This is a genomic window from Kitasatospora sp. NPDC058170 (assembly GCF_042883905.1).
In the GTDB taxonomy this organism is placed as follows: domain Bacteria; phylum Actinomycetota; class Actinomycetes; order Streptomycetales; family Streptomycetaceae; genus Kitasatospora.
In genome coordinates this window covers 1-20,957 of record NZ_JBHVUV010000019.1, presented here as the reverse complement: position 1 = coordinate 20,957, position 20,957 = coordinate 1, and the positions used below count along the sequence as shown (strand labels likewise).

The 20,957-nt window shown below is 74.2% G+C and carries 21 protein-coding genes; 16 read left to right on the top strand and 5 right to left on the bottom strand.

Annotated elements, in window-relative coordinates; translation table 11 throughout:
- Position 1 precedes the first annotated feature (1 nt).
- The 5 genes from ACFVVX_RS21740 to ACFVVX_RS21720 all read left to right on the top strand — a co-directional run bounded on the left by ACFVVX_RS21740 (position 2) and on the right by ACFVVX_RS21720 (position 5,723).
- Complete coding sequence (locus ACFVVX_RS21740; RefSeq protein ID WP_387947952.1) at positions 2–1,555, top strand: ABC transporter substrate-binding protein; 1,554 nt, start codon at positions 2–4, stop codon at positions 1,553–1,555.
- Positions 1,552–2,496, top strand: coding sequence for an ABC transporter permease (locus tag ACFVVX_RS21735; protein ID WP_387947950.1), 945 nt, complete (start codon positions 1,552–1,554; stop codon positions 2,494–2,496). Before ACFVVX_RS21740 ends, ACFVVX_RS21735 begins: the two co-directional genes overlap by 4 nt.
- Positions 2,493–3,305, top strand: a complete 813-nt coding sequence (locus tag ACFVVX_RS21730; RefSeq protein WP_387947948.1) for an ABC transporter permease subunit — start codon at positions 2,493–2,495, stop codon at positions 3,303–3,305. Before ACFVVX_RS21735 ends, ACFVVX_RS21730 begins: the two co-directional genes overlap by 4 nt.
- The gene (locus ACFVVX_RS21725) at positions 3,302–4,828 is read left to right on the top strand and encodes an ABC transporter ATP-binding protein (RefSeq protein ID WP_387947946.1); all 1,527 of its coding nucleotides are present in this window, start codon (positions 3,302–3,304) and stop codon (positions 4,826–4,828) included. The genes ACFVVX_RS21730 and ACFVVX_RS21725 overlap by 4 nt, the downstream gene beginning before the upstream one ends.
- 106 nt (positions 4,829–4,934) lie before the next feature.
- Positions 4,935–5,723: a VOC family protein gene (locus ACFVVX_RS21720; protein WP_387947944.1), complete on the top strand. Its 789-nt coding sequence runs from the start codon at positions 4,935–4,937 to the stop codon at positions 5,721–5,723.
- A 65-nt stretch (positions 5,724–5,788) separates the two neighbouring features.
- On the opposite strand, the gene ACFVVX_RS21715 is transcribed toward ACFVVX_RS21720, so the two are convergent.
- Entirely contained in the window at positions 5,789–6,445 is a 657-nt protein-coding gene (locus ACFVVX_RS21715; protein ID WP_387947942.1) for a hemerythrin domain-containing protein, read from the bottom strand.
- A 92-nt stretch (positions 6,446–6,537) separates the two neighbouring features.
- Positions 6,538–7,134, bottom strand: a complete 597-nt coding sequence (locus ACFVVX_RS21710) for a TIGR03086 family metal-binding protein (protein WP_387947940.1) — start codon at positions 7,132–7,134, stop codon at positions 6,538–6,540.
- Positions 7,135–7,297: 163 nt separating this feature from the next.
- Between ACFVVX_RS21710 and ACFVVX_RS21705 the strand changes: the two genes are divergently transcribed.
- Together ACFVVX_RS21705 and ACFVVX_RS21700 are read left to right on the top strand one after the other, a co-directional pair.
- Entirely contained in the window at positions 7,298–7,867 is a 570-nt protein-coding gene (locus ACFVVX_RS21705) for a DoxX family membrane protein (RefSeq protein ID WP_387947938.1), read from the top strand.
- A gap of 337 nt (positions 7,868–8,204) precedes the next feature.
- Positions 8,205–10,685, top strand: a complete 2,481-nt coding sequence (locus tag ACFVVX_RS21700; protein ID WP_387948268.1) for a collagenase — start codon at positions 8,205–8,207, stop codon at positions 10,683–10,685.
- An 84-nt stretch (positions 10,686–10,769) separates the two neighbouring features.
- Here ACFVVX_RS21700 and ACFVVX_RS21695 read toward each other — a convergent pair whose 3' ends face one another.
- Positions 10,770–11,531, bottom strand: a complete 762-nt coding sequence (locus ACFVVX_RS21695; RefSeq protein ID WP_387947936.1) for a PP2C family protein-serine/threonine phosphatase — start codon at positions 11,529–11,531, stop codon at positions 10,770–10,772.
- Positions 11,532–11,810: 279 nt separating this feature from the next.
- On the opposite strand from ACFVVX_RS21695, the gene ACFVVX_RS21690 reads away from it, so the two are divergent.
- Positions 11,811–12,911 carry an LLM class flavin-dependent oxidoreductase gene (locus ACFVVX_RS21690; protein WP_387947934.1) on the top strand — a complete coding sequence of 367 codons (1,101 nt, stop codon included), beginning with the start codon at positions 11,811–11,813 and terminating at the stop codon, positions 12,909–12,911.
- On the top strand, positions 12,908–13,531 hold the full coding sequence (locus ACFVVX_RS21685; protein ID WP_387947932.1) for an FMN reductase: 624 nt from the start codon (positions 12,908–12,910) through the stop codon (positions 13,529–13,531). Before ACFVVX_RS21690 ends, ACFVVX_RS21685 begins: the two co-directional genes overlap by 4 nt.
- 112 nt (positions 13,532–13,643) lie before the next feature.
- Here ACFVVX_RS21685 and ACFVVX_RS21680 read toward each other — a convergent pair whose 3' ends face one another.
- Positions 13,644–14,075: a winged helix-turn-helix transcriptional regulator gene (locus ACFVVX_RS21680; RefSeq protein WP_387947930.1), complete on the bottom strand. Its 432-nt coding sequence runs from the start codon at positions 14,073–14,075 to the stop codon at positions 13,644–13,646.
- Positions 14,076–14,350: 275 nt separating this feature from the next.
- Between ACFVVX_RS21680 and ACFVVX_RS21675 the strand changes: the two genes are divergently transcribed.
- The 6 genes from ACFVVX_RS21675 (at position 14,351) to ACFVVX_RS21650 (ending at position 19,915) form a co-directional block, all read left to right on the top strand.
- The gene (locus ACFVVX_RS21675) at positions 14,351–15,682 is read left to right on the top strand and encodes an MFS transporter (protein ID WP_387948266.1); all 1,332 of its coding nucleotides are present in this window, start codon (positions 14,351–14,353) and stop codon (positions 15,680–15,682) included.
- A gap of 209 nt (positions 15,683–15,891) precedes the next feature.
- Positions 15,892–16,035, top strand: coding sequence for a hypothetical protein (locus ACFVVX_RS21670; protein ID WP_387947928.1), 144 nt, complete (start codon positions 15,892–15,894; stop codon positions 16,033–16,035).
- An 18-nt stretch (positions 16,036–16,053) separates the two neighbouring features.
- The gene (locus ACFVVX_RS21665) at positions 16,054–17,094 is read left to right on the top strand and encodes a Dyp-type peroxidase (RefSeq protein WP_387947926.1); all 1,041 of its coding nucleotides are present in this window, start codon (positions 16,054–16,056) and stop codon (positions 17,092–17,094) included.
- Complete coding sequence (locus ACFVVX_RS21660; protein ID WP_387947924.1) at positions 17,091–17,891, top strand: family 1 encapsulin nanocompartment shell protein; 801 nt, start codon at positions 17,091–17,093, stop codon at positions 17,889–17,891. Before ACFVVX_RS21665 ends, ACFVVX_RS21660 begins: the two co-directional genes overlap by 4 nt.
- A gap of 226 nt (positions 17,892–18,117) precedes the next feature.
- Complete coding sequence (locus ACFVVX_RS21655; RefSeq protein ID WP_387947922.1) at positions 18,118–18,903, top strand: electron transfer flavoprotein subunit beta/FixA family protein; 786 nt, start codon at positions 18,118–18,120, stop codon at positions 18,901–18,903.
- A 49-nt stretch (positions 18,904–18,952) separates the two neighbouring features.
- Positions 18,953–19,915, top strand: coding sequence for an electron transfer flavoprotein subunit alpha/FixB family protein (locus ACFVVX_RS21650; protein ID WP_387947920.1), 963 nt, complete (start codon positions 18,953–18,955; stop codon positions 19,913–19,915).
- Positions 19,916–20,031: 116 nt separating this feature from the next.
- On the opposite strand, the gene ACFVVX_RS21645 is transcribed toward ACFVVX_RS21650, so the two are convergent.
- Positions 20,032–20,466, bottom strand: a complete 435-nt coding sequence (locus ACFVVX_RS21645; protein WP_387947918.1) for a hypothetical protein — start codon at positions 20,464–20,466, stop codon at positions 20,032–20,034.
- A gap of 150 nt (positions 20,467–20,616) precedes the next feature.
- Between ACFVVX_RS21645 and ACFVVX_RS21640 the strand changes: the two genes are divergently transcribed.
- Positions 20,617–20,957 (top strand): acyl-CoA dehydrogenase family protein (locus ACFVVX_RS21640; RefSeq protein ID WP_387947916.1); only part of this gene is annotated, 341 nt, incomplete at its 3' end.

Below are 20,957 nucleotides of genomic sequence, written 5' to 3'. Positions count from 1 at the left end.
AATGACCCGGACAGTTCCGCGCCGCACCCTGCTCACCGCCGGGGCCGCCCTGGGCCTCGCGGCCTGCACCTCCCGCACCACCGGACCGGCCGCCGACTCCGCCACCGGTGCCGCCGCCACCCCGCGCAGCGGCGGCCGGCTGCGCGCCGTCTTCGCCGGCGGCGGCGCGGGGGAGACCCTCGACCCGCACCTCACCAACCTCTTCGCCGACGCCGCCCGCGCCAAGGCCCTCTACGACAAGCTCGCCGACGCCGGCGCCGACCTCGCGGCCCGCCCCCGACTGGCGAGCGGCTGGGAGCCCAACGCCACCCTCGACACCTGGACGGTCCGGCTGCGCAGGGCCGCCTTCCACGACGGCCGGCCCGTCACCGCCGCCGATGTGCTCTACAGCTACCGCCGCATAGCCGACCCCGGGCGGGCGTTCCGCGCCCGCGCCTCCCTCGAACCGATCGACCTCGCCGCCAGCCGCGCCGTGGACGCGGCCACCGTCGAGTTCCGGCTCAAGCGGCCCTACGCCGAATTCCCCAACGTGCTGGCCGCGTTCGGCGCCTACATCGTCCCCGAGGGCACCGAGGACTTCACCCGGCCGGTCGGCTCCGGGCCGTTCGCCTTCGTCTCCTTCACCCCCGGAGCCTCCCTGGTCGTGCGGCGCAACCCCGACCACTGGGACGGCGCCCCGTACCTGGACGAGCTCGAAATCCTGGTCGCCAACGAGGAGTCGGCCCGGGTCAACGCCCTCCTCGGCGGACAGGCCGAGTACGCCCACGAGTTGGCCCCCGCCACCGCCCGCACCCACGAACACGGCGGCCGGATCGGTATCGTCCGGCTGCGCAACAGCGCCATGCAGGGCTTCGTCATGAAGACCGACCGGCCGCCGTTCGACGACCCCCGGGTGCGCCGGGCGTTCTTCCTGATCGCCGACCGCAGGGAACTGGTCGACGGCGCCCTCTCCGGGGCGGGCGAGATCGGCAACGACGTCTTCGGCAAGGGCGCCCAGTACTACCCGGCCGACCTGCCCCAGCGCGTCCAGGACCTCGACCGGGCCCGCGCCCTGCTGCGCGAGGCCGGCGCCGAGGGCCTCAAGGTCACCCTGGACACCTCGGCCGTCGCCGCCGGGTTCGTCGAGGCGGCCGGCATCCTCAAGGAGCAGGCGGCCCGGGCGGGCGTCGCGGTCGAGGTGAGGGTCGGCAGCAAGGACACCTACTGGAAGGACATCCTGGACGGCGGAGTGCTCGCCTCCTACCGCTCCGGGGCGCTGCCCGTCGAGTCACACATCTCCCAGCGACTGCTCTCCGGCTCCACCACCAACGCCACCCACTGGCGCCACCCCGATTTCGACGACCTGTACACCCAGGCGCAGTCCACCGCCGACCCGGCCGCCCGCGCCGCGCTCTACGAGCGGATGCAGCGCCGGCTCCACGAGGAGGGCGGCTTCCTGATCTGGGGCTTCGCGGACTGGATCCTCGGCACCTCCCGGCGGCTGCACGGCGTGGCCGCCGACGCGCCCGCCAACACCCTGGACTGGGCCCGCTTCGACAAGGTCTGGCTGGCATGAGCCCGCTGCGCGGCCGGGCCGGGCGCCGGCTGCTGCTCGGCGCCGCGCAGGTGGCGGCCGTACCGGTCGTGGTCTTCGCCCTCACCGAGGCGCTGCCCGGCGACGCCGCCGTGGCCCTCGCCGGGGACGACCCCGACCCGGTGCGGATCGCCGCGATCCGCACCGCGCTGCGGCTGGACCGGCCGGCCGTCGAACGGTTCGCCGACTGGGCGGGGGAGTTGGCGCACGGCGGCCTGGGCCGCTCGCTGGTCAGCGGACGGCCGGTGGCGGACCACCTGGCGGAGGGCTTCGCGCCGACCCTCCTGCTGGCCGCCCTGGTGCTGGCCCTGCTGGCGCCGTCGGCGGTCGGCCTCGGCATGCTCGCCGCCCGCCGGGAGGGCGGCCCGCTGGACCGCGCGATCAGCACGTTCACCCTGGCGGTCTACGCCGTACCGGAGTTCGCGCTCGGGGTGCTGCTGACCGCGGTGTTCGCCCTGCGGCTGGGCTGGCTGCCGCCGACCGCCGTCGGCGGGGTGTGGCGGCAGCCAGCCGTCCTGGTCCTGCCGGTGCTGGTGCTGCTGGCCCGCCCGGTCTGCAGCATCGCCCGGCTGGTCCGGGCCGGCCTGGTCGAGGCGATCGCCGCGCCCTACGCCGTCCACGCCCGGCGCTGCGGCGTCCCGCCCGCCCGGGTCCGCTGGACCCACGCCCTGCCCAACGCCCTGGCCCCGGCCGCCCAGCAGCTCGCCCGCACCGCCGACTGGCTGCTCTGCGGGGTCGTCGTGGCGGAGGCCCTGTTCGTCCTGCCCGGCCTCGGGACGCTGCTGCTCGACGCCGTCGCGGCCCGCGACATGCCGGTGGTGCAGGGGCTGGCGGTGCTGTTCGGCGTGGTGACGGTCGTGGTGAACCTGGCCGCCGACCTGCTGGCCCGCCGACTCGCACCCCGGACGGAGGTGCTGGTGTGAGGCGCTACGGGCTCGGGGCGGCCCTGGTCGCCGTCCCGCTGCTGCTGGCCCTGCTCGGGCCGCTGTTCGCCGGGCCGCCCGGGCCGCACACCGTCTCCTTCGCGCCCGGCGGCGGCCTCGGCCTGGGCACCGACTTCACCGGCCGCGAGGTCTGGCGCCAAGTCCTGCTCGGCGGACGGCCGGTGGTCCTGGTGGCCGTCGCCGCGACGGCGCTCGGCTACGCGCTGGCGGTGCCGCTCGCACTGGCGGCCGCGCTCACCGGCCGGGCCTGGCTGGAGGAACTGCTGCTGCGGCCGCTGGACGTGCTGATCGCGGTGCCCTCGCTGCTGCTCGTCCTGCTGGTCGCCACCGCCCTGACCCCGGGCCCGGCCGGGCTGGCCGTCCTGGTCGCGCTCGCGGCCGCCCCGGACGCCGCCCGGGTGGTCCACGCGGCGGCCGTCGAGGCCGCCGCCCGCCCGGTGGTGGAGGCGCTGCGGCTGCACGGCGAGTCCTGGCACCGGATCGCCTTCGGCCAGGTCGGCCGTTCGATCCGCCGCACGCTGGCCGCCGACGCGGGCACCCGGCTGGTCGGCGCGCTGCACCTGGTCGCCACCGCCGCCTTCCTCGGCGTCGGCGTCCAATCCGACGCCGCCGACTGGGCCGTGATGGTCGACCGCAACCGGCCCGGCCTCCTGCTCCAGCCGTGGGCCGTCCTCCTCCCCGCCGTACTGATCGCCGGCCTCGCCACCGGCACCAACCTGCTGTTCGACACGGCGCTCCAGCGCGGGCGCCACCCGGCGCGCCCGGGACGGAAGGAGCCCCGGCGATGACCTCCGCCCTCGCCACCGTGGACGGCCTGCGGGTCGAGGTCGACGGCCGCGTGCTGGTGCACGACGTGGCCCTGCGGGTCCGCCCCGGCCGGGTCACGGCCCTGGTCGGGCCGTCCGGCAGCGGCAAGACCACCACCGCCCTGGCGCTGCTCGGCGAGTACCCGCCCGGCGCGTCGGTGGGCGGCTCGGTGACGGCCCCCGCCGGTCCGATCGGCTACCTCCCGCAGCACCCCGCCACCGTCCTCAACCCGGCCCGCCGGGTCGGCGTCCTGCTGCGCGACATCGCCCGCCGCACGGGCGGTGGGGCGCCCGCCGTCCGCGAGGCCCTGCGGCAGGCCCGGCTGGCCGATGTCCAGGGAGTGCTGCGGCGCTTCCCGCACCAGCTCTCCGGCGGCCAGCAGCAACGGGTGGTGCTCGCCCAGGCACTGCTGCTCGGGGCCCGTGTCATCGTCGCCGACGAGCCCACCACCGGCCAGGACCCGCTCACCCGGCAGCGCCTCACCGTCCTGCTCGGCGAGCTCGCGGCCGGCGGCATCGGCATCGTGCTGCTCAGCCACGACCTGGACGTGGTCCGGGCGTTGGCCGACGAGGTGGTCGTCCTCGCGGCCGGCCGCGTCGTGCGCACCGGCCCGCCGGCCTCGGCCCTGGCCGCTCCCGCCCCACCCCAGGTGCGGCCGAACCGGCCGCTCCCCGAGGGCCGCCGCCCGCCGGCCGGCGCCGTCCGCCTCGCGGTCGGCGGCCTCACCGCCCGCCACGCCGGGGGCGGGGCCGTACTGCGCGACGTCCGGCTGGAGCTGCGGGCGGGGGAGTGCCTGGCCCTGGTCGGGCAGTCCGGCAGCGGCAAGACCACGCTGGGCCGGTGCCTCGCCGGACTGCACCCGCGCCACGAGGGCACCGTCCGCCTCGACGGTGAGCCGCTGCCGCGCAGCGTCCGGCAGCGTGACCGCCGCCAACTCGCCGCCGTGCAGTACGTGTTCCAGGACGCACGGGCCGCCTTCGCGGACCACCGGCCGATCGCCGACCAGGTCGCCCGGGCCGCCGTCCGGCTGCGCGGCCTGGCCCGGCAGGCGGCCGCCCGCGAGGCCGCGGAGCTGCTCGCCGCGCTCGGACTCGACGGCGCCGAGGCGGCCCGCCGCCCCGGCGCCCTCTCCGGCGGCGAGCTGCAACGGGCCTCCCTCGCCCGGGCGTTGATCGTCCGCCCGACGGTCCTGGTCTGCGACGAGATCACCTCCGGGCTGGACGCCGCCACCCGCGCGGCGGTCCTCGACCGGCTCGCCGCCCTGCGCGAGCGGACCGGCCTGGCGCTCCTGCTCATCACCCACGACCTCACCGCCGCCGACGCCCTCGCGGACGGCGTGGCCGTCCTGGCCGACGGCCGGCTGACCCAGGGCCCGCAGGCCGGGGCCGTCACCGCGAGCGGCGCGCCCAGCGTGGACACCGCGACCGACCTCGCGCCCGCGCCCGCGCCTGCGGTGTCCCGCCCCGATTGGCGTGCCCGACAGTTCCCGCCGGGCGCGCGCTGATCCGACGGGAACGGTCGGACACGGCCTAGGCTGAGGGCGCCCGGGCGGCCGGCAGGCCGTGGGAGTCGGGACGGGCCCGGCGGCCGGGCGGTCAAGGAGGTTCGCGATGAGCAGCGGCGAGACCGCCAGGGTGCGCTGCGTGGCGGCCGTTCCGTGCTGGGTGAGCCTGATGGCCCGCGATCTGGACGCCGCCAAGGCGTTCTACGGCCCGCTGCTCGGCTGGGAGTTCGAGCCCGGGCCGGACCGCTTCGGCCCCTACGTGCACGCGGTGACCGGTGGCGAGGCGGTCGCCGGGCTCGGGGTGGCCGGCGCCGGCCTCACCCTGCCCGTGGCGTGGACCAGCTACTTCGGGACCGAGAGCGCGGACGCGGCCGCCGACGCGGTGCGCGAGCGCGGCGCCACGCTGGCGGTGGGCCCGCTGGCCTTCGACGCGGGGCGGATGGCGTTCGCCGCCGACCCGGCGGGGGCGGTGTTCGGCATCTGGGAGGGGCCGCCGGGCCGGGCCCGGCGCCTGGACCTGCCCGGCGCGCCGGTCTGGATCGAGCTGCGCACGCCCGACCCCTTCGCGGCGGCGCTCTTCTACGGCGAGGTGTTCCGCTGGGACGGCCGGGACCCGGAGCGCTTCGAGGTGCGCTGGGAGCACGACCGGGTGGTGCTGCGGGCCGAGGGGCACAGCGTCGCCGCCCTCGCCCGGGAGCAGGCGAGCGGCCCGGAGGGCCTGCCGCCGCACTGGGAGGTGTCCTTCTCCGTCCCGGACACCGACGCGGCGCTCGCCCGGGCCGGGGAGCTCGGCGGCTCGGCCGTCGGCCAGGCCTTCGACTCCCCGTACGGGCGGGTGGCCCGCCTCCAGGACCCGGAGGGCGGGCGCTTCGCGGTGATCGGCCCCAAGAGCTGACATCCGGGCCCGGCCCGCCCGTTCCGCCCGGCGGGCCTCAGCTCCCGGACCTCAGCTTCCGGGCCTCAGTTCCCGGGCCTCGCCGCCGCCCGGTCCGCCCGCAGCCGTTCGCCGAGCGCGGCCCGTGCGGCGGCGGGCAGGGCCTTGCGGGCGGCCGGGAACAGCGCCTTCTCCTCCGCCGTGAGGTGCCGCCGGACGGTGTCGGCCAGCCCCTGGAGCAGCGTGTCGAAGGCCGGGTCGTCCGCCGGCAGGCCCTGCAGGTCGGAGAGGTACTGGCCGATCGCGAGATGCTCGTGGATGCTCCGGAACACCAGTGCTCCGCCCTGCGGTACATCGTGCTGGACGACCGGGAACAGGTGCTCCTCCTCGGCGGCGCAGTGGCTGAACAGCAGGTCGGTGAGCTGGGTGACCAGCTCGCCGCGCCCGTCGGCACCGGCCCTGCCGCCCTCGGCAGCGGCGTCGTCCGGGCCCGGGGCCCCGGGCGCAGCCGGTGCCTGCGTGCCCGTGCCCGTGCCCGTGCCCGTGCCCGTGCCCGCACCCGCTCCGGCCGTGCTCCCGCCCGCACCCGCTGCGGCCGGGTCCGGGGCCGGGTCCGGGTCCGGGGCTTCGGCGGCCGTTGCGGCCGTGCCCGGTCCCGTCGTGCCCTCGATCCGGGCGAGCAGCTCCGTCACCGCCCGGTGGTCGGCGGTGAACTCGCCGAGGATGTCCGGCCTGCGGCTCATGGTCCGCCCGCCTCTCGTCCGGTTGCCCCCCGACACCTCCAGTATCCGGCGTCACCGGGCGGTACGGCTGGCGCCCACCGCGACCCCGCAGGTCAGAGCCGGTCGCGGCGCCCGGTGAGAGCCAGCAGCCGGGTCTGCGGGCCCGCATCCCCGGGGACGGGCAGCGGCGGGTCGAACAGCCCGCTGCCCGAGAGGTCCCCGGCGCCGGCGAGCTCGCCGAGCGCGAAGTCCACCAGGGGCTCCGGCAGCCGGGTGCGCTGGCGGATGCCCTCGGCGAGGTCCCAGGTGTGCACGACGGCGTCGGTGGTGAGCTGGTCCAGGTAGTACTGGGCGGACACGTCGCCATAGGAGAGGTGGACGGTCAGCTCGGTGGCGCCCGGTACCTCGAAGGCCTCGCGGGCGGCGTCGGCGGCGGCCGTCCAGGCGGCGGCCGGGTCCGCGCCGAGCACGTCGCCGTCGAACCGGCCGCCGATCTCGGAGACCGTCGAACCCATCAGCAGCTCGGGCACCCAGAGCTGCTCGGCGGTGAGGTGGTTGACCAGGTCACGGACCGACCAGTCGGCGCACGGCGTCGGTGCCTGCCACTGACCGGGGGCGACGAGCCGGACCCGGGCGCCGAACTCGGCCAGCGCCTGCGTGTACGGCGTGCCGGGCTGTGCGGTCCGCCGGTGTTCCCTGCGATGAGCCATGGTTCCAGCCTGCCCCCGGGGGCGGCCCGCCCGCGACTCACGAGGACGCGACGGTCCGGACCGCGACCCGCCCGCGGGTTGTTCAAATTCGAACCACCGGGTACCGTCGATGGCGATCGGTTCGAATTTGAACAACGCCTGCCCATGAATGATGGAGACGCGCATGCCGAGCACCAGCCCGAGCACGACCGCCGCCACCGCCCCCGTCCGTCCGGGCCAGGTCGCGCCCGAACCCGCGACGACCTCCCCGCACGCCTACGACGCAGGCCTCCTGCTGCTGCGCCTCGCCCTCGGCCTGACCATGGCCGCGCACGGCAGCCAGAAGCTCTTCGGCTGGTTCGGCGGCGGCGGCATCGACGGGACCGGTCAGTTCTTCACCATGAGCGGCTACCCGGCCGGGGACGCCATGGCCGTCGTGGCCGGCCTCACCGAGACCCTGGGCGGGCTCGCCCTGGCCGCCGGCCTGCTCACCCCGCTGGCCGCCGCCGCGATCGTCGGCACCATGGTCAACGCGATCGCCGTCACCTGGGGTGGCGGGTTCTTCGCCCCCAAGGGCAGCGAGTACGAGCTGCTGCTCACCGCCGGCGCCGCCGCGCTCGCCCTCACCGGGCCGGGCCGCTACGCCGTGGACCGCTTCCTGCCCGTGCTGCGCTCGCACCGGCTCGCGTACGGCGCGTCCGCCGTCGTGGTGGGCCTGGTGACCGCCGGGGTCATCCTGCTGCTGCGCAAGTGACGCGCGGCCGGATCCGGCCGCTGCCGGCCTAGGGTCCCCGAACGGCCGTCGTGACGAGGAGTCAATCCCGTTGCGGCGGCCTTCGTGCTGTCCGGGTGCGGCCGTCGGAAACTCGTCGGCGCCTGAGGGTTCCCACCGTCATGTGATGTATGCCATTGTACATGTCACACTCCCCACCGTGTGCACGACGGAGCCTCCCCCAACGGCGCCGTCGCTACGGTCCTCACTCCCGCACGGCCGCACCCCCCAGCGCGGCCGAACATGGCCCGGAGGCCCCCACGTGAGAACCGCTCCATCGATCCAACGTGCCCAGATAGCAAGGCTGTTGACGTTCGCCATGGCGATGCTGCTGGCGTTCGGCCTGTTCACCCCGCGCAGCGCGGCCGCCCCCGTCCCGGCCGCACCGAAGCCCGACGCCGCCGCGCCCACCGCCCCGACCGCCCCGGCCCCCCAGCCGGCCATCGGCGCGGACCTCGACGAGCACGGCGCCAACAAGGCGGTCCCCGCCCGCGACCGGGCCCCGCTGATGCTCACCGCCGAGGCGCAGCAGAAGTCCGTCAAGTCCCTCGGCCGGAGCGCCGCCGCCGCGGAGGCCGCGGCCTGCAACATCGGCGACTTCACCAGCCGGACGGGCAGCGCCCTCGTCCAGCAGATCAAGTCCGTCGACCTGAACTGCGTCAACCAGCTGTTCACCATCACCGGCACCGACGCGTACAACGCGTTCCGCGAGGCCCAGATGGTGACGGTCGCCGACGCGCTGCGCGACGCCGCCGCCAGCTACCCCGGGAACAACACCACCGCCACCGGCCAGCTGGTGCTCTTCCTGCGCGCCGGCTACTTCGTGCAGTGGTACCACGCCAGTGACGTCGGCACCTACGGCACCACCCTGCAGACCTCCATCCGCGGCGCCCTGGACACCTTCTTCGGCAGCGCCCACTCGCGGGACGTCAGCTCGGACAACGCGTCCACCCTGGGCGAGGCCGTCATCCTGATCGACAGCGCGCAGGAGAACACCCGCTACCTGCCGGTGGTCAAGCGGCTGCTGACGGACTACAACAGCGCCACCCACAACCCCGCCGGCATGGGCAACGCGCTCAACGGCGTGTTCACCGTCCTGTGGCGCGGGCACCAGCTCCCCGCCTTCGTCTCGGCCGTCCAGGCCGACCCGAGCGTGCTCGACACGCTGTACAACTTCGCCTCCGCCAACAAGTCCCAGCTCGGCGGCGACTACGGCTTCCTGGTCTACAACGCGACCCGCGAGCTCGGCCGCTTCGTCCAGCACGCCCCGCTCCAGGGCAAGGTCCGCCCGCTCATCAAGGCGCTGGCCGACCAGTCCTCGGTCTCCGGCCCCACCGCCTACCAGTGGGCCGCCGTCGCCGAGATGGCCGAGGCGTACGACGCCGGAAACTGCTCCTACTACGGCACCTGTGACGCGCCCGCCCGCCTCAAGGCGGCGATCCTGACCGTGAACTACACCTGCAGCCCGAGCATCCGGATCATCGCCCAGGCCCTCGACAGCGCCAAGCTGAACACCGCCTGCACCAGCCTCACCGGCCAGGACGCGTTCTTCCACTCGGTGGCCCGTGACCAGGGCGCGGTCTCCGACGACCGCAACACCACCATCGAGGTCGTGGTCTTCCACTCCCGGTTCGACTACGGGGTGTTCGCCGCCAGCATCTACGGCATCGACACCAACAACGGCGGGATGTACCTGGAGGGCAACCCGGCCACCGTCGGCAACCAGCCGCGCTTCCTCGCCTACGAGGCCGACTGGGTGCGCCCGGACTTCGAGATCTGGAACCTCAACCACGAGTACACCCACTACCTCGACGGCCGGTTCGACATGTACGGCGACTTCAATGCCGGCATGACCACGCCGACCGTCTGGTGGGTCGAGGGCTTCGCCGAGTACGTCTCCTACTCCTACCGGAAGGTGACGAACGACGGCGCGATCGCCCAGGCGGCCAACCACACCTACAGCCTGAGCACCCTCTTCGACACCGCCTACGGCGACCAGGACCGGGTCTACCGCTGGGGCTACCTGGCCGTCCGCTACATGCTGGAGAAGCACCGTGGCGACATGGACGCGGTGCTCGCCAAGTACCGTGCGGGCGACTGGAACGGCGCCCGCAGCTACCTGACCACCACCATCGGCACCCGCTACAACGCCGACTTCGACACCTGGCTGACGGCCTGCGCCAACGGCGCCTGCGCCGACACCGGCAACCCGCCCGCCAACCAGGCCCCCAAGGCCGCCTTCACCACCGCCGTCGGCGAGCTCGCCGTCACCTTCGTCGACCGCTCGACCGACGCGGACGGCACGATCGCCGCGCGGTCCTGGAACTTCGGTGACAACTCCGGCTCCACCGCCGCCAACCCGACCCACGTCTACGGTGCGGCCGGCACCTACACCGTCACGCTGACCGTGACGGACGACAAGGGCGCCACCGCGAGCAGCAGCCAGACGGTCACCGTCTCGCGGCTGCCGGAGTGCGCCGGCGCCGACGTCCGCCAGCTCGACAAGAACTGCCGCCGCAGCAACATGGCGGCGACCACCGGCAACTACGCCCACTTCTACCTCTACCTCCCGGCCGGGACGAAGCAGCTGAAGCTCACCAGCGGTGGCGGCACCGGCAACGCCGACCTCTACTACAACGCGAGCGGCTGGGCGTACACCAACGCGTACACCTCCCGCTCCACCAACGCCGGCAACAACACCGAGACCCTCACCATCACCAACCCGCCCGCCGGCTACGTCTTCGTGAGCCTCTACGCCCAGCAGGGCTTCAGCGGGGTGGACATCAAGGCCGAGTACTGATCCGGCCCCTGACCGAGCGGCCCCGGCGGAGCGCAGCCAGCGCCCCGCCGGGGCCTTCGGCACGTCCCGCCCTGCCTACCCCGCCTACCCGCCGATCCGCACCAGGGCCAGGGTGATGTTGTCCGGCCCGCCCGCCTCGATCGCGGCCTTCCAGAGGTCGAAGACCGCCTGACCGTCGGCCCGTTCCGACTCCTCCTCCGGCCGGGCGAGCAGTGCGGACAGCTCCTCGTCCGGTACCGGGTCGGTGAGCCCGTCGCTGCACACCAGGTAGCGGTCGCCCACCGCCAGCGGCGCGCTGCGCACATGCGGTTCGACGAAGGTCAGGCCCAGCGAGCCGCCGAGCGTCTGGGTGACCAGCGAGGTGGTGCGGCGCCCGGGCGCGAGCGGCGGGCTGTCGTCGACGCTCACCCGGTGCAGGCCGTCGTCGGCGACCCGGTAGACCCGGCTGTCGCCGACGTTGAAGCTGATCGCCTGCTCGGGCAGCAGCACCAGGCCCGCCACCGTCGTGCCCATCGCGGCCAGCCCGGGGTCGTCGGCGGCCGCCGCGAACACCGCCCGGTTGCAGGTCTGCAGCGCGTCCCGGACGGACTCCTCGTCGGTCAGTCCGGGCCCGGCCGCCGCCAGCCGCCGGGCCACCAGCGCGCTCGCCACCTCGCCGCCGGGGTGCCCGCCGAGGCCGTCCGCCACCGCGACCACGCAGGGCGGTCCGAGCGGGAACAGCAGACTCTGCGGGTTGGTGGTGACGGTGGCGCAGAGCGTCCAGGGGCCGACCGTCAGGCTGTCCTCGTTGTGCTCCCGCACCCGGCCCTCGTGGCTCAGCGCGCTCACCGCTATGTAGGCCGCCATCGGTTCGCCGCCCTTCCGGAGCTCCGGGCCGGCCGTCCTTGCCCTCCCATTGTCGCGTCCGCCCGCCCGGTCCGTCCTGGGGAGCCGGTCGGCCCTGGGGGAGCAGGTCCGCTCCGGGGAACCGGGCGTCCCGGGGAATACGGGCGAGCACCGCGGTGCTAAGGTGGTTGAAACTTTGACGATCTGGCCCGGTCGCCCGGGCCACCCGATCGTCCGGGCCGTCCCGTCCGTCCGGGGCGCCCGGATCGCGCGGAAGCAGACTGGAGCGTGGTGAGCAGCATGCAGTTCGGAATCTTCACCGTCGGCGACGTCACCCCCGACCCCACCACCGGCCGCACCCCGACCGAGCACGAGCGGATCAAGGCCATGGTGGCCATCGCCCGCAAGGCCGAGGAGGTCGGGCTGGACGTCTTCGCGACCGGCGAGCACCACAACCCGCCGTTCGTCCCGTCCTCGCCGACGACCATGCTCGGCTACATAGCCGCGCAGACCGAGCGCCTCATCCTCTCCACCTCCACCACGCTGATCACCACCAACGACCCGGTGAAGATCGCCGAGGACTTCGCGATGCTCCAGCACCTCGCGCAGGGCCGGGTGGACCTGATGATGGGCCGCGGCAACACCGGGCCGGTCTACCCGTGGTTCGGCAAGGACATCCGCCAGGGCATCCCGCTCGCGATCGAGAACTACGCGCTGCTGCACCAGCTGTGGCGCGAGGAGTCGGTGGACTGGCAGGGCCGCTTCCGCACCCCGCTGCAGTCCTTCACCTCCACCCCGCGCCCGCTGGACGGCGTCGCGCCGTTCGTCTGGCACGGCTCGATCCGCAGCCCGGAGATCGCCGAGCAGGCCGCGTACTACGGGGACGGCTTCTTCGCGAACAACATCTTCTGGCCCAAGGAGCACTTCCAGAAGCTGGTCGGCCTCTACCGCGAGCGCTACGCCCACTACGGCCACGGCACGCCCGAGCAGGCGTACGTGGGCCTCGGCGGGCAGGTGTTCATGCGGCGGAACTCGCAGGACGCGGTACGGGAGTTCCGCCCGTACTTCGACAACGCGCCGGTCTACGGGCACGGGCCGTCGCTGGAGGAGTTCACCGAGCAGACCCCGCTGACCGTGGGCAGCCCGCAGGAGGTCATCGAGAAGACGCTGACCTTCCGCGAGTCCTTCGGCGACTACCAGCGCCAGCTGTTCCTGATGGACCACGCCGGCCTGCCGCTGAAGACCGTGCTGGAGCAGCTGGACCTGCTCGGCGAGGAGGTCGTGCCGGTGCTGCGCGAGGAGTTCGCCAAGGGCCGCCCGGCCGAGGTCCCGGACGGGCCGACGCACACCGCCCGGGTGGCACAGCAGGCCGGGCGCGAGCTCCTGGAGGTGACCGAATGATCGCGCTCAGGCTGGCCGTCGTCAGCGCCGGGCTCTCCGAGCCGTCCTCGACCCGCCTGCTGGCGGACCGGCTCGCGGCGGCGACGGTCCGCCGACTCGGCGAGGACGGGCGGCAGGTGGAGGTCACGGTGGTCGAACTCCGCGACCTCGCGACCGACATCGCGCACAACCTGGTGACCGGTTTCGCCGGCGGCGCGCTGCGCGGGGCGGTCGAGGCGGTGACGGAGGCGGACGCGCTGATCGCCGTGACGCCGATCTTCACCGCCTCGTACAGCGGCCTGTTCAAGTCCTTCTTCGACGTGATCGACCAGGACGCCCTGGCCGGCAAGCCGGTCCTGATCGCCGCGACCGGCGGCACCGCCCGCCACTCGCTCGCCCTGGAGCACGCCGTCCGGCCGCTCTTCGCCTACCTGCGGGCGGTCGTCGTCCCGACCGCGGTCTACGCGGCCACCGACGACTGGGGCTCGGCGGGGGACGGGTACGCCGACGCGCTGCCGGCCCGGATCGACCGCGCGGCAGGGGAGTTGGCCGCCCTGCAGACCCGTCGCGGACCGGTGGCCGCGGCGCGGCCGGAGGCCGTGGTGCCGTTCGCCCAGCAGCTGGCGGCCCTGCGGGTCTGACGGCCGCCGGGTGACGGACGGAAGGGGCGGGCCCGCGGGCCCGCCCCTTCGCCATGCCTGCGCCCATGCCTGCGTGTGCGCCTGCGCCCCTGCCGGCGCGTGCGCCCGTGCCCTACGCCTGTGCCTGCGCCTCGCGCGTGTCGTAGGCGGCGCGGGCCGCCGCGATCTCCCGCTGGTGCGCCTCCGTCCAGTGGACCAGGGACTGGATGGTGGCGTGCAGCGTCCGTCCGAGCGGCGTCAGCGCGTAGTCGACCCGGGGCGGGACGACGGGGTGGACGGTGCGCGAGACCAGCCCGTCGCGCTCCAGCTGGCGCAGCGTGACGGTCAGCATCCGCTGGCTGACCCCGTCGATCTCGCGGCGCAGCTCGGTGAAGCGCAGCGAGCGCCGGTCGAGGAGCGCGATCACCAGCAGCGACCACTTGTCGGCGATCCGGTCGAGGATCTGCCGGACCTCGCAGTCCTCCCGGGAGTCCCACTGGAGCACGCCGTAGGCGTCCTCGGTACCCGTGCAGTGCGTCGGTAACTTCGAAGTGCCTTCTTCCATGCCTCCTGATGCTGCCGGAGGATGACGAGTGGTTACAAGAGGGAACCGACCGGCTGATCAGGAACCGGGTCGTGTGCCGCACCCCTCGCCTCCCCGTCCTCCGCAGGAGACCTCCCGTGTCCGTGTCCTCAGCCATGCCCTCAGCCGTGCCCGAAACCGGCGGCCCGTCCGGATCCGCCCCGCCCCCGGCGGCCCCGCCCCGTCCGCGCGGCCGCGACGCCGCCGTGCTGCTCGTCCTCTGCGGCGCGATCTTCCTGGAGGGCATCGACGTCGCCATGCTCAACGTGGCGCTGCCGTCCATCCGCGCCGACCTGGGCATGTCCACCGGCGCGCTCAGCTGGGTGCTGAGCGCGTACGTCCTCGGCTACGGCGGGTTCATGCTGCTCGGCGGCCGGACCGCCGACCTGCTGGGCCGCCGCCGGATGTTCCTGTGCTGGCTCACCGTCTTCGTCCTGTTCTCCGGCCTCGGCGGGCTGGCGGGCGAGGGGTGGGTGCTGATCCTGGCCCGCTTCGCCACCGGCCTCTCGGCCGCGTTCATGACCCCGGCGGGCCTGGCGGTCATCACCACCGCCTTCGCCGAGGGCCCGCAGCGCAACCGCGCCCTGCTGGTCTACGCGGGCACCGCGGCGGCCGGCTTCTCGCTCGGCCTGGTGGCCGGCGGACTGCTGGCGGCGGTCAGCTGGCGCTGGGTCTTCTTCGCCCCGGTGCTGCTGGCCGGCGCGCTGCTGCTGGCGGCGATCCCGCTGCTCCCGCGCGACACCGCCCCCGTCCGGCGGCCCGGCGAGCGCTTCGACCTGGCCGGCGCCGTCACCGCGACCGGCGCGATGCTGCTGCTGGTCTACACCGTGGTCCGGCTCGGCGAGCCCGGTGCCTCGGCGGTCTGGACGGCGGCCGCCCTGGCCGGCGGGCTGGCGCTGCTGGCCGTCTTCGCGGCGGTCGAGCGGCGCTCGGCCGCGCCGCTGGTCCGGCTCGGCCTGCTGCGCTCCGGCCCGCTGCTGCGGGCCAACCTCGGTGCGATGCTCTTCGCCGGGTCGTTCTTCGGCTTCCAGTTCGTCGCCACCCTCTACCTGCAGGACCTGCGCGGCTGGACCCCGCTGCAGACCGGCCTGGCGCTGCTCGCGGTCGGTGTGGACGCGGTGCTGGCGCCCACCCTCACACCGCGGCTGGTGGAGCGGTTCGGCAACGCCCGGGTGATCCTCGGCGGCTTCTGCCTGGCGGCGCTCTCCTACGCGCTGTTCCTGCCGGTGGGGCTGGACTGGACCTACCCGATGATGTTCCCCACCATGATCCTCACCGGGCTGGCCTTCGCCCTCGCGTACGGGCCGCTGACCATCGCCGCCACCGAGGGGATCGCCGAGGAGGAACAGGGGCTGGCCGGCGGGCTGCTCAACACCTCGTTCCAGTTCGGTGCGGCGCTCGGCCTCTCGGTGGTGACGGCGGTGAACCTGGCCGCGACGGCCGGCGGGCCCGGCACCGCGCAGGCGGGGCTGGAAGGCTTCCGGGCGGCCCTGGTGGTGCCGGTGGCGGCGGTGCTGCTGGGCGCGCTGGTGACCGCGTCGGGTCTGGGCCGCAGTCGGCCGGCCGCCGGCCCCGGGGCATCCGGGTGAGGCCCTGACGCTCCGCCACCCGTTCGGCCCCCGGTGGACGACCATCCGCCGGGGGCCGAACGGGTGGCGTGTTGGCCGTGCCTAAATGTCCGCTATGCGGTGTAATCGTCCGCGTGATCAGATCACCGTCGGTCCGTCGCGCCCTGCCCCTCCCGGTCACGCGCCCCCGGCGGACGGATCGCCCGGGGTGACGCTGCTGCGGTTCGACGGTGCCCGGCTCGACGGTGACCGTCAGCCGCCGCGTCAGCGTCAGCGTCAGCGTCAGCGCCGACGTCGAGGCCGAGGCTGAGACGAGGAGCGGCCGGACCCCCGCCGACCACCGCGCCGCGCGGGAAGCCCCGCAGGCCTCCTGACCACCCCCTGGAGTCATCGTGTCCGCTGAACCGCAGGCCGTCCTCGCCCCGCTCACCGGCGCCGCCGTCTTCCTCGTGCTCACCGTCGACCCCGGCGGCGAGCCGGTGGTCCGCGAGCTGCTGCCCGACCTCGCCGGGCTGCGCCGCGCGGTCGGCTTCCGTGCCCCGGAGGGCGGGCTGACCTGTGTCACCGGCATCGGCTCCGCAGCCTGGGACCGGCTCTTCGCCGGTCCCGCGCCCGCCGGGCTGCACCCCTTCCGGGAGGTGGCCGGCCCGCGCCACCGCGCCCCGGCCACTCCCGGCGACCTGCTGCTGCACATCCGGGCCGACCGGATGGACCTCTGCTTCGAACTGGCGGGCCAGCTCACCGGGCGCCTCGCCGGGGCCGCCACCGTCGTCGACGCCGTCCACGGCTTCCGCTACTTTGACGACCGCGACCTGCTCGGCTTCGTCGACGGCACCGAGAACCCCGAGGGCCGGGCCGCCGAGGCCGCCGTGGTCGTCGGCGAGGAGGACGCCCGGTACGCCGGCGGCAGCTACGTCATCGTCCAGAAGTACCTGCACGACCTCACCGCCTGGAACGCCCTCCCGGTGGAGCGGCAGGAGCGGGCGGTCGGCCGCACCAAGCTCACCGACATCGAGCTGGACGACGCGGACAAACCCGCCGACTCGCACGTCGCCCTCACCACCGTCACCGGACCGGACGGCGAGGAGCGGCAGATCATGCGCTACAACATGGCGTTCGGCTCCTTCGGCGGGGGAGGCGAGTTCGGCACCTACTTCATCGGCTACTCGCGCACCCCCGAGGTGACCGAGGAGATGCTGCGCAACATGTTCACGGGCAGGGCGCCCGGCGGCCACGACCGCCTCCTGGACTTCTCCACCGCCGTCACCGGCGGGCTCTTCTTCACCCCGGCGGCGGACTTCCTGGACAGCCCGCCGCCCCCGCCCGTCGCCCACTCCGCGACCGCCACCGCTCCCGCCTCCGCCACCGCCCCCGTTCCCGTCTCCGATGGCTCGCTCGCCATCGGCAGCCTGAAAAGGACCCGCACCCCATGACCAACCTGCACCGCGACCTCGCCCCCGTCTCGGCCGCCGCCTGGGCGGAGATCGAGGAGGAGGCCCGGCAGACCTTCAAGCTCCACATCGCCGGCCGCCGGGTCGTCGACCTGCACGGACCGGACGGCGCCACCCTCGCCGCCGTCGGCACCGGCCACCTGACCGGCATCGCCCCACCCGCCGACGGCGTCATCGCCCGCGCCCGCGAGGCCCGGCCGCTCGTCGAACTGCGGGTCCCCTTCACCGTCGACCGCGCCGCCGTCGACGACGTCGAACGAGGCTCCCGCGACTCCGACTGGCAGCCGGTCAAGGACGCCGCCCGCACCCTGGCCCTGGCCGAGGACCGCGCCATCTTCGAGGGCTACCGGGCCGCCGCGATCGAGGGCATCCGCGCGGGTGCCACCAACCCGCCCATCCCGCTCCCCGCCGACGTCCGCGAGTACCCCACGACCGTGAGCCAGGCCCTCACCGCGCTGCGCCTGGCCGGTGTCGGCGGCCCCTACTCGCTCCTGCTCGGCGCCGACCCGTTCACCGCCGTCAGCGAGACCAGCGACCACGGCTACCCCGTCGCCGCCCACATCGCCCGCCTCCTGGACGGCGAGATCATCTGGGCCCCGGCGATCGAGGGCGCCTACCTCCTGTCCGCCCGCGGCGGCGACTTCGAGCTCTTCCTCGGCCAGGACGTCTCGGTCGGCTACCTCTCCCACGACGCCGCCTCGGTGTCGCTCTACCTCCAGGAGTCGATGACCTTCCGCCTCTACACCGGCGAGGCCGCCGTCGCCCTCGGCGGGAGCTGAGGACCCCCCTCGACCAGGCGAAGGGTACTGAGTTCCTTTACGCGGGGTACTGAGTGCCGTATTGTCTCCGGTGAGCCTCTGACGCCAGTCGAAGAGAGCCGACACGGCATGCCGGTCCAGGTGGCGCCTGCGGTATCGCAGGGCGTGGCCGGGCCGGACTTGGCACTCAGTACCCTCGGCATGACCTGAGGCCATGGACCAGTGCACCCGTACAGGAGAACCGCTCATGAGCTTGAGGATCGTTGTCTGTGTGAAGCACGTGCCGGACGCGACGGGTGACCGTCGTTTCGCGGACGATCTCACCACTGACCGGGAGGGCGTGGACGGCCTTCTGTCGGAGCTGGACGAGTACGGCGTGGAGCAGGCGCTGCGGATCGCGGAGGCGAACGAGGGTGCCGAGGTCACGGTGCTGACGGTCGGGCCGGACGACGCGAAGGACGCGCTGCGCAAGGCGCTGTCGATGGGTGCGGACAAGGCGGTGCACGTCAACGACGACGACATCCACGGCAGTGATGTGATCGGGACGTCGGCGGTGCTGGCGAAGGCGCTGGAGAAGACCGGGTTCGACCTGGTGATCGGCGGGATGGCGTCGACGGACGGCACGATGGGTGTGCTGCCGGCGCTGCTGGCGGAGCGCCTGGGTGTGCCGCAGGTGACGCTGCTGTCGGAGGTGTCGGTCGAGGGCGGCGTGGTGCGCGGGCGCCGGGACGGTGACGCGGCGACGGAGCTGGTGGAGGCGGCGCTGCCGGCGGTGGTGTCGGTGACGGACCAGTCGGGTGAGGCCCGGTACCCGTCGTTCAAGGGGATCATGGCGGCGAAGAAGAAGCCGGTCGTGTCGCTGGACCTGGACGACCTGGGGATCGAGGCGGACGAGGTCGGTCTGGCGGGTGCGTGGACGGCGGTGGAGTCGGCGACGGCGCGTCCGGCGCGTACCGCGGGCACGGTCGTCAAGGACGAGGGCGAGGGCGGCCGACAGCTCGCCGCCTACCTCGCCGCGCAGAAGTTCATCTGACGCCCCCTCGCCACCCCGGCCCACCGCAACACCAAGGAGACTTTGAGCAATGAGTGAGATCCTCGTCCTCGTCGACCACGCCGACGGTGCGATCCGCAAGCCGGCCCTCGAACTGCTGACCCTGGCCCGCCGGATCGGCGAGCCCTCGGCCGTCGTCCTGGGCGCAGGCCCGGCCGCCGCCGCCATCGCCGCCAAGGCCGGCGAGTACGGCGCCGCCAAGGTCTACGTCGCCGACGGCGCCGAGTTCACCGACCAGCTGGTCGTCCCCAAGGTCGACGCGCTGACCCAGATCGCCAGGACCGCCGACACCGGCGCCGTCCTGGTCACCTCCTCCGGCGAGGGCAAGGAGATCGCGGCCCGCGTCGCGCTGCGCCTGGGCTCCGGCATCATCACCGACGCCGTCGACCTGCGCGCCGGCGACGCCGGCCCGGTCGCCAGCCAGTCGGTCTTCGCCGCGTCCTACACCGTCGAGTCGCGCATCAGCACCGGCGTGCCGGTCATCACCGTCAAGCCGAACGCCGTCGCCCCCGAGGCCGCCGCGGCCGCCGGCGCGGTGGAGAACGTCGCCGTCGCCTTCACCGGCAACGCCGCCACCGTCACCTCCCGTACCCCGCGCGTCTCCAGCGGCCGCCCCGAGCTGACCGAGGCCGCCATCGTGGTCTCCGGCGGCCGCGGCGTCGGCGAGGCCGAGGGCTTCGCCGTGGTCGAGGACCTCGCGGACGCGCTCGGCGCGGCCGTCGGCGCCTCGCGTGCCGCCGTCGACGCCGGCTGGTACCCGCACACCAACCAGGTCGGCCAGACCGGCAAGCAGGTCTCGCCCCAGCTCTACGTGGCGAACGGCATCTCCGGCGCCATCCAGCACCGGGCCGGCATGCAGACCTCGAAGACCATCGTGGCCGTCAACAAGGACCCCGAGGCCCCGATCTTCGAGCTCGCGGACTACGGCGTGGTCGGCGACCTGTTCGCCGTCCTGCCGCAGCTCACCGACGAGGTGAAGAGCCGCAAGGGCTGAGCGTGAACGCGTAGCGCGCGGTCCACCGCGCGCAGCGCGCAGTGAGGAGGGCGTGGCACCGGGTACCCGGTGCCACGCCCTCCTCCGCGTGTCCGCGAGGCCCCCGGGCCCCGGTCTCACTCCGCGAAGGCCGCCAGGTGCTGGGTGAAGCCGCCCTGGTTCGGCGGCAGCGGGCGCGGCTCGACGGGCTCGACCGGCTCCGGCTCCTCGTGCGGGAGCAGGGTCAGCTCGGGCTGCTCCGAGTCCGCGGACGGCGTCAACCGGACCCGGGTGCCCACCGGGACGGTGCTGCGCAGGCCGTTGACGACACACCACACGTCGAAGCCCTCGGCCATCCGGATCAGCGACTTCTGCCGGGCCAGCGGCGTGCGCGCCTGCTCCACCGCGCAGCGGCGCACCACGCCGGTGCCCTCGCTGCGCTCCAGCCGCAGGTCGGTGGAGCCGCAGGTGGGGCAGAGCAGCCGCTGGAAGGTGGGGTTGTGGCACCAGGCGCAGCGCTGGAAGTGCAACGCGACGTTCTCGGTGTCGGAGTCGATTGCTGAGTGGACCACGCTGTCATCTCCCTGCGCTCGGACTGTCGGCCTTACGCGGAAAAGAATAGGGAACTCAGTGCCGCCATGTGAAGGCACTGAGTTCCCTTTTTGCTGCGCACATGCATAATGAAGGGTACTGAGTACCGTCGCGAACCAGGAGTACCGATCATGAGCCAGGACTTCGATCTCTTCCGGATCTCCGAGGAGCACGGGATGCTCCGTGAGGCGGTGCGTTCGCTGGCCGAGGCGAAGATCGCTCCGTTCGCGGCGGAGGTGGACGAGCAGGGGCGGTTCCCGCAGGAGGCGCTGGAGGCGCTGCAGGGCAGCGATCTGCATGCGGTGCACGTGCCGGAGGAGTTCGGCGGTGCGGGGGCGGACGCGCTGGCGACGGTGATCGTGATCGAGGAGGTGGCGCGGGTGTGCGCCTCGTCGTCGCTGATCCCGGCGGTGAACAAGCTGGGTTCGCTGCCGGTGCAGCTGTCGGGTTCGCAGGAGTTGAAGGCGAAGTA